The sequence below is a fragment of the Pseudomonas sp. 31 R 17 genome, assembly GCF_900004915.1.
Classification (GTDB): Bacteria; Pseudomonadota; Gammaproteobacteria; order Pseudomonadales; family Pseudomonadaceae; genus Aquipseudomonas; species Aquipseudomonas orientalis_A.
Window position 1 is genome coordinate 244,919 of record NZ_CVTN01000062.1, and the last position, 13,066, is coordinate 257,984.

11 protein-coding genes are annotated in these 13,066 nt (G+C 62.5%); 10 read left to right on the forward strand and 1 reads right to left on the reverse strand.

What is annotated here, in order from left to right; genetic code table 11:
• Positions 1-189 precede the first annotated feature (189 nt).
• Positions 190-1,158, reverse strand: a complete 969-nt coding sequence (locus BFP89_RS11060; RefSeq protein ID WP_065885513.1) for an alpha/beta hydrolase family protein — start codon at positions 1,156-1,158, stop codon at positions 190-192.
• 75 nt (positions 1,159-1,233) lie between these two features.
• On the opposite strand from BFP89_RS11060, the gene BFP89_RS11065 reads away from it, so the two are divergent.
• The 10 genes from BFP89_RS11065 to trpE all read left to right on the forward strand — a co-directional run bounded on the left by BFP89_RS11065 (position 1,234) and on the right by trpE (position 12,984).
• Positions 1,234-3,228, forward strand: a complete 1,995-nt coding sequence (locus BFP89_RS11065) for a sensor histidine kinase (protein ID WP_065885514.1) — start codon at positions 1,234-1,236, stop codon at positions 3,226-3,228.
• An 18-nt stretch (positions 3,229-3,246) separates the two neighbouring features.
• Entirely contained in the window at positions 3,247-3,876 is a 630-nt protein-coding gene (locus BFP89_RS11070; RefSeq protein ID WP_057723679.1) for a response regulator, read from the forward strand.
• 224 nt (positions 3,877-4,100) lie between these two features.
• Positions 4,101-5,213: an ABC transporter ATP-binding protein gene (locus BFP89_RS11075; protein WP_065885515.1), complete on the forward strand. Its 1,113-nt coding sequence runs from the start codon at positions 4,101-4,103 to the stop codon at positions 5,211-5,213.
• Between the two features lie 43 nt (positions 5,214-5,256).
• Positions 5,257-6,297: an ABC transporter substrate-binding protein gene (locus tag BFP89_RS11080; RefSeq protein ID WP_065885516.1), complete on the forward strand. Its 1,041-nt coding sequence runs from the start codon at positions 5,257-5,259 to the stop codon at positions 6,295-6,297.
• Positions 6,298-6,429: 132 nt separating this feature from the next.
• The gene (locus BFP89_RS11085; RefSeq protein WP_065885517.1) at positions 6,430-7,656 is read left to right on the forward strand and encodes an ABC transporter permease; all 1,227 of its coding nucleotides are present in this window, start codon (positions 6,430-6,432) and stop codon (positions 7,654-7,656) included.
• A gap of 12 nt (positions 7,657-7,668) precedes the next feature.
• Positions 7,669-8,493 carry an ABC transporter permease gene (locus tag BFP89_RS11090; RefSeq protein ID WP_065885518.1) on the forward strand — a complete coding sequence of 275 codons (825 nt, stop codon included), beginning with the start codon at positions 7,669-7,671 and terminating at the stop codon, positions 8,491-8,493.
• 217 nt (positions 8,494-8,710) lie between these two features.
• Positions 8,711-9,859: an iron-containing alcohol dehydrogenase gene (locus tag BFP89_RS11095; protein WP_065885519.1), complete on the forward strand. Its 1,149-nt coding sequence runs from the start codon at positions 8,711-8,713 to the stop codon at positions 9,857-9,859.
• Positions 9,860-9,942: 83 nt separating this feature from the next.
• Entirely contained in the window at positions 9,943-10,617 is a 675-nt protein-coding gene (gene rpe / locus BFP89_RS11100; protein WP_065885520.1) for a ribulose-phosphate 3-epimerase, read from the forward strand.
• A complete protein-coding gene (locus BFP89_RS11105; protein WP_065885521.1) occupies positions 10,614-11,432 on the forward strand; it encodes a phosphoglycolate phosphatase in 819 nt (272 codons plus the stop codon). Before rpe ends, BFP89_RS11105 begins: the two co-directional genes overlap by 4 nt.
• Positions 11,433-11,502: 70 nt before the next feature.
• Positions 11,503-12,984: an anthranilate synthase component I gene (trpE, locus tag BFP89_RS11110; RefSeq protein WP_065885522.1), complete on the forward strand. Its 1,482-nt coding sequence runs from the start codon at positions 11,503-11,505 to the stop codon at positions 12,982-12,984.
• Positions 12,985-13,066: the final 82 nt, after the last annotated feature.

Consider the following 13,066-nt stretch of genomic DNA (forward strand, 5'->3'; position numbering starts at 1 on the left):
CGGCGTCCTGCCGGGTTACCCACGGATTCAAGCCTGCGTTCGGCCAGCGTGGTTTGACGGGGCGCTTAAGATCAAAAGCAGATCAAGATCAAGAGCGGCTCGCTTCGCATCGTGGTTACGGTTGGGCGCGGCTGAGTTGTGTAGATACTTATGGCTATCGGGGGCAAGCCCCCTCCCACACAACTGTGTTCAATCGGGCTGCGGGCTCAACCAGCCGCGAACTCGCCGGTAGAGCTGCTCCTGCTCGGCGGCATCGTTGCCGGGCAGGGCATGGAGTTGCACTGGCTTGTAGCCGTCATTCTTGCCGCGTTTGGCTGCCTGGATACGGGCCAGTGCGTTTTTGCCGTCCTGGGCGCCGTCCTGGTAGAACACATCCGCCGTAGGTACTTTCAGCGCTGGCGCCAATTGCTGCAGGTCCGGTTGACGAGCGGCGGGTGTCTTGCCGGCCACCATCACCAGTTTCTGCACCTGGGCGGGTTGTTTCTCGCTCAGGTAACGCGCAGCCCACCATGCGCCTGTGCCGTGACCGAGCAGTGCCACACTGCGGGCGCCCTGGGTCTGGGCGAAGGCGACGGCAGCGTCGATGCGGTCGAAGATACGTTTGGCGTCGGTCTTGTCCTGTTCATCCGCGCCCGGTACCACCGCCGGGTCAGTGCCTTCGGCTTCCGCGCTGGCGGCCTGTTCGACGGGTTTGGCGACCGTGCTGCCGTCCTTGCTGCTGGTATCGACCGCCGCTTTGGGCGGCTCGATGACGCGTGGCGGCAAGGTGTCCAGATTGACGTCCGGCAATGACAGGCTGAGGGTGCCCCAGGCAGCGTCCGGCAGTTTGCGCCGCAACGGGCCGATCGCTTGCGGCCAGTCGGCATTTTCGCCCGCACTTGGCACGATAATCACCACGCCCTGGGGTTCGGCGCTGTTGGCGGGCCTCCACAGGGCCAGGAACGACTCGCTGCCGGCCTGCAATTGTTGTTGTTCCTGTTGCGCAACCTGGCGTTCGAGCGCGCGGGCTTCTGCCTCGCTGCGCTCGGGCAAGGGCTGGCGCTCGGCAGGTTTTTCCGCGACGGCTGCAGGCGCATCGGCGGCTTGAACAGAAAAGGCGCTGGTAAATAGCAGCGACAGGCACAATGCTGGCAGTGCCGAACGGTTTAGAGGTGGCATCGTTAAATCCCGGCCGGAAGATCCCAGCAGCCTAATGGGTTGATCGGTATTTGTCAGTGATGTGAGACGTGGATCATGGGTTTTCGCTTGCTGCTGGTTATCGGCTGTCTGTGTGTTGCCTTGATGGCGAACGCGGCGCCTGCCCCCGTCGTGCCCCAGGCGCAACTGGATGCGCAGCAGCGTGTGTGGCTGGCGCAGCATCCGCAGCTGCGGGTGGGCCTGGTGTTGCAGGCGCCTTACGCGCAATACGACCGACGGCTGCAGCGGTTGTCCGGGGCCAATGTCGAGTTGATGCAGTGGCTGGCCAGGGCACTGGGCATCGAGCTGACCTGGCGCAACTTTCCCGATCAGCAGCAATTGGAGGCCGCCGTGCGCGACGGCGAGGTGGACATTGCCCCCGGCCTGCAGCAAACCCCGGCCGGCTTGCGCCTGTGGTTGTTCAGCGACCCCTATATGCGCGTGCCCCAGCATATTGTCGGTATTCGTGAAGGCGGCGGCGCGGTGGAGCTGGAAAAACTCGACGCACAATCGCGCATCGCGGTGCGCATGCCCAGCACGGTGGCCGACTACCTGCGCAGCACCTATCCCAACCTCAACCTGCAAGGCGTGCCCATGGAGCGCCAGGCCCTGCAGTTACTGGTGAGCCGGCAGGCCCGCTATGCGGTGGTGGATGAGGCGCAACTGGGCCGGTTATCCGGCGAGGCGGAGTTTGCCGGGCTGGCGGTGGTCGGCGATATCGGCCTGCCGCAGTTGCTGCGGGTGGCCACGCGGCGTGAATGGCCGCAGCTGGCCGGCATCATGCAAAGCGCCTTGCGGGCGATACCCGCCCGCGACCTCGACCAATTGCACAGCCGCTGGCTGCAACCTCAGTACCCGCGTTTATCAAACGCCATGGGCGTGTGGAAAAATCTTAGCGTGCTGCTTGGGCTATTACTGCTCGCCAGCCTCGCCGCGGTGCTCTGGCAGCGCCGCCAACAACGCAACCTGGAGCACGACCTGTTGGCGGCGCGAGAGGAAAGTGCGGCGCGCGCCGCTGGCGCTGAAGCCTTGCGCCTGACGCAGTTTTCCATCGATCAAAGTACGGTCGGCATCCTGTGGGTCAATTGGGACAGTCACGTGCGTTACGCCAATCGCGCCGCCGAAACCATGCTCGGCTATGGCGCTGGCGCATTGATCGAGCGACCGCTGATCGATTTCGACCCGACATTGACCATGGACCGCTGGCTCAATCTGTGGAAGCGTGGGCGTGCCAGCGAGGAGGGCGCGCAGACCTTCGCCACCGACTGCCTGCGCGCCGACGGCAGTATCCTGCCGGCGGATGTGTCGTTGAGTTTCCTGCGCTTTGCCGACGGCGAGTACCTTGTGGTTTACCTGACTGACGTCACCGAGCGCCGCCGTTATGTGGCCGCCCTGCTGCAAAGCGAGGCACAGTTGCGCCAATTGTCAGCCCACCTGGAAACGGTGCGCGAAGAAGAAAAGGCGCGTATCGCCCGCGAAGTACACGACGAACTGGGGCAGATGCTCACCGTGCTCAAGCTGGAAACCTCAATGTGTGAATTGGCCTATGCGCAACTCGACCCGGGCCTGAACGAGCGCTTGAACAGCATGAAGCGCCTGATCGCCCAGCTTTTTCAATTGGTCCGTGATGTCGCCACGGCGCTGCGCCCGCCGATTCTCGACGCCGGCATTGCCTCGGCCATCGAATGGCAGGCGCGACGCTTCGAAGCGCGCACGCAGATTCCCTGCCTGGTACGCGTCCCGGAAAACCCGCCGCTACTGAGCGACGCCAAGGCCATCGGCCTGTTCCGTATCCTGCAGGAGGCGCTGACCAATGTGATGCGCCATGCCCAGGCGCATACTGTGGAGCTGACGCTGGGCGTGGATGGCCCGAACCTGCGGCTGACCATCAGCGATGACGGTATCGGTTTCGTGCAGGCGCAGGGGCGAGCGGTATCGTTCGGCCTGGTCGGCATGCGCGAACGGGTACTGATCATGGGCGGGCAGTTGAGCCTGGTCAGCGAGTTGGGGGAGGGCACCACCCTGAGCGTCACGGTGCCGCTGGATGCATAACGATAAGAGGAAACCCCTGTGATCCGCGTACTGGTAGCCGAAGACCACACCATTGTCCGGGAAGGCATCAAGCAATTGATCGGCCTGGCCAAGGACCTGCTGGTGGTAGGCGAAGCGAGCAATGGCGAGCAGTTGCTCGAGACCCTGCGCCATGTGCCGTGCGAGGTGGTGTTGCTGGATATCTCCATGCCCGGCGTGAATGGCCTGGAGGCTATCGCGCGTATCCGCGCGCTGAGCAACCCGCCGGCGATCCTGGTGCTGTCCATGCACGATGAGGCGCAAATGGCCGCCCGTGCCCTGAAGGTGGGTGCGGCCGGCTATGCCACCAAGGACAGCGACCCGGCATTGCTGCTGATGGCGATTCGCAAGGTCGCGGCGGGTGGGCGCTATATCGACCCGGACCTGGCAGACCGCATGGTCTTCGAAGTCGGCCTGACGGATTCGCGCCCCTTGCACTCGCTGCTGTCGGAGCGCGAATTCTCGGTGTTTGAACGCCTGGCACAAGGTGCCAACGTCAACGACATCGCCCTGCAGTTGGCCCTGAGCAGCAAAACCATCAGCACGCACAAGGCGCGCTTGATGCAAAAGCTCAATATCACCTCCCTGGCCGAGTTGGTGAAATACGCCATGGAACACAAGCTGCTGTAGCGCATATCCATCAGCGACACCTCAAAAACGCCGCCGAGCCTGTTCTTGCCGCTTGCAGCTCGTCGCTTGCAGCTGCACTGTCCCATGCCCGCCATCCGTGTAGGGCGATCCCTACCCCGAACCTTCCATCCGGCTGATGGGATTCTCTCCTCGCCCCCGATTTCCGGGGCCTTGCGCCTGGACTACGCTTGTGTCACAGCGGTCCAAAACACAAAGGTGCGGGTATGAGCGAGGTGGATTCAAATGATGTGCTGGTCAGCTTTCGTGGCGTGCAGAAAAGCTACGATGGCGAAAACCTGATCGTCAAAGACCTCAACCTGGAGATTCGCAAGGGCGAGTTCCTCACCCTGCTCGGGCCGTCCGGTTCGGGCAAGACCACCAGCCTGATGATGCTGGCCGGCTTTGAAACACCCACCGCCGGCGAAATCCAGCTGGCCGGGCGCTCGATCAATAACGTGCCGCCGCACAAGCGCGACATCGGCATGGTGTTCCAGAACTATGCATTGTTCCCGCACATGACCGTGGCCGAGAACCTGGCGTTTCCGCTGTCCGTGCGTGGCTTGAGCAAGACCGACATCAGTGAGCGGGTCAAGCGCGTGCTGAGCATGGTCCAGCTCGACGCGTTCGCCCAACGCTATCCGGCGCAACTGTCCGGGGGCCAGCAACAGCGGGTGGCGTTGGCCCGCGCCTTGGTGTTCGAGCCGCAATTGGTACTGATGGACGAACCCCTCGGTGCCCTCGACAAGCAATTGCGCGAACACATGCAGATGGAAATCAAGCACCTGCATCAGCGCCTCGGCGTGACCGTGGTGTATGTGACCCATGACCAGGGCGAAGCCTTGACCATGTCCGACCGCGTGGCGGTGTTCCACCAGGGCGAAATCCAGCAGATCGCCGCGCCGCGCAGCCTGTATGAAGAGCCGAAAAATACCTTTGTGGCCAACTTCATCGGCGAAAACAACCGTCTCAATGGCCGTCTGCACAGCCACACCGGCGAGCGCTGTGTGGTGGAGCTGGCGCGCGGCGAAAAGGTCGAGGCGCTGGCGGTGAACGTCGGCTCGATCGGCGGCCCGGTGACGCTGTCGGTGCGGCCGGAGCGCGTCAGCCTCAATGGCGCAAGTGATCGCTGCATCAACCGTTTTTCCGGGCGGGTGGCGGAGTTCATCTACCTGGGCGACCACGTGCGTGTGCGCCTGGAAGTCTGCGGCAAGACCGATTTTTTCGTGAAACAACCGATCGCCGAGCTGGACCCGGCCCTGACGGTCGGCGACGTGGTACCGATTGGCTGGCAAGTCGAGCACGTTCGCGCACTCGACCCACTTCTAGAGGCGAATTGATCGCCCCCTGGCTTCACCAACCCTGCACGTGGAGAGCACAACAATGTTGAGATCCCTTAAGTATTCGGCCCTGGCTATCGGCCTGATGGGCGCGACACAGGCCATGGCAGGCCCGGACCTGACCGTCGTTTCCTTTGGCGGCGCGAACAAGGCGGCCCAGGTCAAGGCCTTCTATGCCCCGTGGGAAAGCGCGGGCAACGGCAAGATCATTGCCGGTGAATACAACGGTGAAATGGCCAAGGTCAAAGCCATGGTCGACACCAAGAGCGTGTCCTGGGACCTGGTGGAAGTGGAGTCGCCTGAACTGTCCCGTGGTTGCGACGAAGACATGTTCGAGCCCCTCGACCCGAAACTGTTCGGCAACGGCGCCGACTATGTCAAAGGCGCGATCCAGCCCTGCGGCGTGGGCTTCTTCGTGTGGTCGACGGTGCTGGCCTACAACGCCGACAAACTCGCCAGTGCACCGACCAGCTGGGCGGATTTCTGGGACACCAGGAAATTCCCGGGTAAGCGTGGCCTGCGCAAAGGCGCCAAATACACCCTGGAATTCGCGCTGATGGCCGACGGCGTAGCGCCCAAGGACGTCTACAAAGTGCTGGCCGGCAAAGATGGCCAGGACCGTGCATTCAAGAAACTCGACGAACTCAAGCCGTCGATCCAGTGGTGGGAAGCCGGTGCACAGCCGCCGCAATACCTGGCCTCGGGTGACGTCGTGATGAGCTCGGCCTACAACGGCCGGATCGCCGCCGTGCAGAAAGAAAGCAACCTCAAAGTGGTGTGGAACGGCGGCATCTACGACTTCGACGCCTGGGCCATTCCAAAAGGCCTGGCGAAGGATCGCGCCGAAGCGGCGAAAAAATTCATCGCCTTTTCGGTGCAGCCGCAGCAGCAGAAGATCTATTCGGAAAACATCGCCTACGGCCCGGCCAACACCCAGGCCGTGCAGTTGCTGGCCAAAGACGTGCTCAAGGACATGCCGACCACTCCTGAAAATATCGCCAACCAGGTGCAGATCGATGTGAGCTTCTGGGCCGATAACGGCGAGCAGCTTGAGCAGCGTTTCAATTCCTGGGCCGCCAAATAATCCATGTGGGAGGGGGCTTGCCCCCGATGGCGGTGTGTCAGGCAATACACAGGCTGACTGACCCGCCGCTATCGGGGGCAAGCCCCCTCCCACAGGGGATCTGCATTTATCTTCAAGATCCGGAGTTCAGTCATGGCCCTCGCCATTCCCACCCTCAAGCAGCGCCTGGCCCGTGCCGAGCGGCTCAACCGCTGGAAGGCCCAGGCCTTGATTGCGCCGCTGGTGCTGTTTTTGCTGCTGGTGTTCCTGGTGCCCATTGTTGCGCTGCTCTACAAAAGCGTCGGCAACCCGGAAGTGGTCGCAGGCCTGCCGCGCACAGTGGTGGCAGTGACGGCCTGGGACGGTCGTGGCTTGCCCGGCGAGTCGGTGTACCAGGCGCTCAGTGAGGATCTGGGCGAAGCGCGCAAAAACCAGACCCTGGGCGATCTGTCCAAGCGCTTGAACATGGAACTGGCCGGCTATCGCAGCCTGCTGACCAAAACCGCGCGGGCGCTGCCGTTTGCCGACGCGCCGGCCTCTTATAAAGCTGCGCTGGAAACCCTCGACGAACGCTGGGGCGACCCGGCGTACTGGCAGGCGATCCGACGCAATACCAGCAGCCTGACGCCTTACTATCTGCTGGCGGCCGTCGATCACCGTATCGACGACCTGGGCGAAATCGCGCCGGCCACCCCGGACCAGGCTATCTATCTGGATATCTTCGCCCGCACATTCTGGATGGGCCTGGTCATCACCGTGATCTGCCTGCTGCTGGCCTATCCCCTGGCGTACCTGCTGGCCAACCTGCCGGCGCGTAAAAGCAACCTGCTGATGATCCTGGTATTGCTGCCGTTCTGGACCTCGATCCTGGTGCGGGTGGCGGCGTGGATCGTACTGCTGCAATCCGGCGGCCTGATCAACAGCGCCCTGATGGGCATGGGCCTGATCGATACGCCGCTGGAGTTGGTGTTCAACCGTACCGGTGTGTACATCTCCATGGTGCATATCCTGCTGCCGTTCATGATCCTGCCGATCTACAGCGTGATGAAGGGCATTTCGCCAACCTACATGCGTGCGGCGATTTCCCTGGGCTGTCACCCCTTCGCCAGCTTCTGGCGCGTGTACTTCCCGCAGACCTACGCCGGTGTCGGCGCCGGTTGCCTGTTGGTGTTTATCCTGGCGATTGGTTACTACATCACCCCGGCCTTGCTGGGCAGCCCGAACGACCAGATGGTCAGCTACTTCGTGGCCTTCTATACCAACACCAGCATCAACTGGGGCATGGCCACGGCGCTGGGCGGCTTGCTGCTGCTGGCGACGGTGCTGTTGTACCTGATCTACAACCGGCTGGTGGGCGCCAGTCGCCTGCGCCTGAGCTGAGGAGACCCTGCGATGCTGAGTCCTTATATGTCACCGGTGGAACGGCTGTGGTTCTACAGCCTGCGGATTCTGTGTGGCCTGATCCTGCTGTTCCTGATCCTGCCGGTACTGGTGATCATCCCGCTGTCGTTCAACAGCGGCAGTTTCCTGGTGTATCCGTTGCAGGGCTTTTCGCTGCAGTGGTATCAGGACTTCTTCGCCTCGGCCGAATGGATGCGCGCCCTGCGCAACAGCATCATCGTCGCCCCGGCGGCCACGGTGCTGGCGATGGTGTTCGGCACGCTGGCGGCGATTGGCCTGACCCGTGGCAACTTCCCCGGCAAGGCATTGGTGATGGCATTGGTGATTTCGCCGATGGTGGTGCCGGTGGTGATTATCGGCGTGGCCAGTTACCTGTTCTTTGCCCCGCTGGGTCTGGGTAACAGCTTCTTCTCGTTGATCGTGGTGCATGCGGTGCTGGGCGTGCCGTTTGTGATCATTACCGTGTCGGCGACCTTGCAGGGTTTCAACCACAATCTGGTGCGGGCCGCGGCCAGCCTGGGCGCGTCACCGTTGACCGCGTTTCGCCGGGTGACCTTGCCGCTGATCGCCCCAGGAGTGATTTCCGGGGCTCTGTTTGCCTTCGCCACCTCGTTCGATGAAGTGGTGGTGACGCTGTTTCTCGCAGGGCCCGAGCAAGCCACGTTGCCACGGCAGATGTTCAGCGGCATTCGGGAAAACCTCAGCCCGACGATTGCAGCGGCGGCGACGTTGCTGATCGGGTTTTCAGTGGTGCTGTTGCTGACGCTTGAATGGTTGCGCGGGCGGGGCGAAAAGCTGCGTACCGCACAGGTCTGAAACCCGGCACAGATCAAAATGTGGGAGGGGGCTTGCCCCCGATAGCGGTGTATCAGTCTCAGATGTGCTGACTGACACACTGCTATCGGGGGCAAGCCCCCTCCCACATTGGTTTTGTGTTCACTCAGATAATGACCATTCAGTTGCTGAATGCTGGGCAACCCGAAATCCCGAGCTACTCTTGTGCCAGCCCATCTCTCAATAAGAGGCCGCGCACATGAGTACTTCCTCATTCAAGATCGCCCACAAATTGCTCACCGGCGCTGGCGCCATTGAGCAGCTCGCCGCCGAACTCACCCGCCTGGATGTGGATAACCCGTTGATCGTCACCGATGCCGTGCTGGTCAAGTCCGGCACGGTGGCGCTGGCGCTCGAGCACTTGGGCGGCCGCCCGTATGAAATTTTCGACCGCGTGCTGCCCGACCCGGAAATCGCCATTGTCGAAGACTGCATGCAGGCCTACCGCGATGGCGGGCACGATGGCCTGATCGGCGTGGGCGGCGGCAGTGCCATCGACATCGCCAAGAGCGTCGCCGCTTACGCCGGTTACCACGGCGCCCTGGCGGATTTGTTCGGGGTCGACCAGGTGCCGCGCAAGGGCCCGCCGTTGATCGCCATTCCCACCACGGCGGGCACCGGCTCGGAGGTGACCAACGTGGCAATCCTCTCGGACAAGGTCGCGCAGCTGAAAAAAGGCATCGTCAGCGACTACCTGCTGCCGGATGTGGCGCTGATCAGCCCGCAAATGACCCTCACTTGTCCCCGCAGCGTCACCGCCGCCAGTGGCGTCGACGCACTGGTGCATGCCATTGAATCCTACCTGTCGCTGAACGCCTCGCCGATCACCGATGCGCTGGCGATCGGCGCGATCAAGCTGATTGCCAGCGCACTGCCCAAGGTTTACGCCAACCCGGCCAACCTGCAAGCCCGTGACGACATGGCCACCGCCAGCCTGATGGCCGGGATGGCCTTCGGCAATGCCGGCGTGGGCGCGGTGCATGCGCTGGCGTATCCGTTGGGCGGCCGGTTCAACATCGCCCATGGCGTGAGCAACGCGCTGTTGCTGCCCTATGTGATGCACTGGAACAAGCTGGCCTGTGTCGAGCGGATGCGCGACATCGCCCAGGCCATGGGCGTGAATGTCAGCGGGCTGAGCGTGAATGATGCCGCCGACCAGGCTGTCGAGGCGATGACGAAACTGTGCGCCGCCGTCGAAATCCCGGCCGGCCTGCGCAGTTTCGGCGTGCCTGAGGAGGCTATCCCGGCGATGGCCACTGAAGCGGCGGGCATCGAACGGCTGATGCGCAATAACCCGCGCCAGCTCAGCGCGGCCGATATCGAGAAAATCTACCGGGCGGCGTACTAGCCGTTGAGTGAGGTCACGGTGCGCAGGGCAAAGCTGAGGTATACAATGCGCGCCATCGTGATTTAGCTCAAAAAAGGTGCGTCATGCAGCCCTTCGTCATTGCTCCATCGATTCTCTCCGCCGACTTCGCCCGCCTGGGCGAAGAAGTGGACAAGGTGTTGGCCGCCGGCGCCGACTTCGTGCACTTCGACGTCATGGACAACCACTACGTGCCCAACCTGACCATCGGCCCGATGGTCTGCGCGGCGCTGCGCAAGTACGGGATTACCGCGCCGATCGACGCACACCTGATGGTCAGCCCGGTGGACCGCATTGTCGGCGACTTCATCGACGCCGGTGCGACCTACATCACGTTCCACCCGGAAGCCACGCGGCACGTCGACCGTACCCTGCAACTGATCCGCGAAGGCGGCTGCAAGGCAGGCCTGGTGTTCAACCCGGCCACACCCTTGAGCGTGCTGGAGTACGTGATGGACAAGGTCGACATGGTGCTGTTGATGAGCGTCAACCCGGGCTTTGGCGGGCAGAAGTTCATCCCCGGCACCCTGAACAAACTGCGCGAAGCGCGGGCGCTGATCGACGCATCGGGCCGCGACATCCGCCTGGAAATCGACGGTGGGGTCAACGTCAATAATATTCGCGAGATCGCTGCTGCGGGTGCCGATACGTTCGTGGCCGGCTCGGCGATCTTCAATGCCCCGGATTACCAGGAAGTGATCGCCAAGATGCACGCCGAACTGGCGCTGGCGCGTCCATGAGCGGCTTTGAGCAGTTGTTCCCCGGCAAATTGCCACGGCTGGTGATGTTCGATCTGGACGGTACCTTGATCGACTCGGTGCCCGACCTGGCGGCGGCGGTGGACCAGATGCTGCTCAAACTGGGGCGCAAGCCTGCGGGGATCGAGGCGGTTCGCGAATGGGTCGGTAACGGCGCGCCGATGCTGGTGCGTCGGGCGCTGGCGGGCAATATCGACGCCGCCGGTGTGGATGAGGTGGAAGCCGAACATGCCCTGGAGCTGTTCAATGCCGCCTATGAAAGCAGCCACGAACTGACGGTGGTGTACCCCGGCGTGCGTGACACCCTCAAATGGTTGAGCAAGCAAGGCGTGGAAATGGCCTTGATCACCAACAAGCCGGAGCGCTTTGTCGCACCGCTGTTGGACCAGATGAAGATCGGCCGGTATTTTCGCTGGATCATCGGCGGCGATACCCTGCCGCAGAAAAAGCCCGACCCGGCGGCGCTGTTCTTCGTGATGAAAATGGCCAACATTCCGGCGTCCCAATCGTTGTTCGTGGGCGATTCGCGCAGCGATGTATTGGCGGCAAAAGCCGCAGGGGTGCAGTGCGTGGCCTTGAGTTACGGCTACAACCATGGCCGGCCGATTGCCGAAGAATCCCCGGCGCTGGTGATTGATGACCTGCGCCTGTTAATCCCCGGTTGCCTGGGCGCGGGCGCTGAGATAACGTTGCCCGATATTGATCCGTCCTTTTCAGGAAATCCCATCGTGGTGGTCACTCGCAAACTCTGGATGAAAGTCATCAAGGCCCTGGCCCGCTGGCGTTGGCGCGCCTGACTGATCCTGGCCGCTTTGTGCGGCACGTTTGCCTACCTGACCGATTGACCCTCACACCACGAGGCACCTGATGATCCGCGAAGAATTCCTGCGTTTGGCCGCTGCCGGCTATAACCGTATCCCCATGGCCCGCGAAACCCTGGCCGACTTCGACACGCCGCTGTCTATCTACCTGAAACTGGCCGATGAGCCGAACTCGTATCTGCTGGAGTCGGTACAGGGCGGCGAGAAGTGGGGCCGTTATTCGATCATCGGCCTGCCGTGCCGCACGGTACTGCGGGTTCATGACCATCATGTGAGCATCACCCATGATGGCGTCGAGATCGAAAGCCATGACGTAGACGACCCGCTGGCGTTCGTCGAGGCCTTCAAGGCGCGCTACAACGTGCCGACCATTGCCGGCCTGCCGCGTTTTAACGGCGGCCTGGTGGGGTATTTCGGTTATGACTGCGTGCGCTACGTGGAGCAGCGCCTGGGTAAATGCCCGAACCCGGACCCGCTGGGCGTGCCTGACATCCTGCTGATGGTCTCCGATGCGGTCGTGGTGTTCGACAACCTCGCCGGCAAGATGCACGCGATTGTGCTGGCCGACCCGTCCCGGGCGGATGCCTACGAACAAGGCCAGGCCAGTCTCGAAGCACTGCTGGACAAGCTGCGCCAGCCGATCACGCCGCGTCGTGGCCTGGACCTCAGCCGTCCGCCTGCCGCTGACCCGGTGTTTCGTTCCAGCTTCACGCAGGCGGACTACGAGCGCGCAGTGGACACCATCAAGGAATACATCCTCGCCGGTGACTGCATGCAGGTGGTGCCGTCGCAACGGATGTCGATTGATTTCAAGGCGGCGCCGATTGACCTGTACCGGGCGCTGCGCTGCTTCAACCCGACGCCGTACATGTACTTCTTCAACTTCGGTGATTTCCACGTGGTGGGCAGTTCACCGGAAGTGCTGGTGCGCGTCGAAGACAACCTGATCACCGTGCGGCCCATCGCCGGTACGCGCCCGCGTGGCGCCACCGAAGAAGCGGACCTGGCGCTGGAAGAAGACCTGTTGAGCGACGACAAGGAAATCGCCGAGCACCTGATGCTGATTGATCTGGGGCGCAATGACACGGGGCGTGTCTCGGAAATCGGCTCGGTGAAGTTGACCGAGAAGATGGTCATCGAACGGTACTCCAATGTGATGCACATTGTGTCCAACGTCACCGGGGAACTGAAAGCCGGGTTGACCGCAATGGACGCACTGCGTGCCATTCTGCCGGCCGGTACCTTGTCGGGCGCGCCGAAGATTCGCGCGATGGAAATCATCGACGAGCTGGAGCCGGTCAAGCGGGGCGTCTACGGCGGCGCCGTGGGGTATTTCGCCTGGAACGGCAACATGGACACCGCGATTGCGATCCGTACGGCAGTGATCAAGGATGGCGAACTGCATGTGCAGGCCGGTGGCGGCATTGTGGCGGACTCGGTGCCGGCCCTGGAATGGGAAGAAACCCTGAACAAGCGCCGCGCGATGTTCCGGGCGGTGGCGCTGGCCGAGCAAACCCCGCAGGACTGAAGCCAAATGTAGATCAAACTGTGGGAGGGGGCTTGCCCCCGATGGCGGTCTGTCAGGTCATGATGTGCTGGCTGACACATTG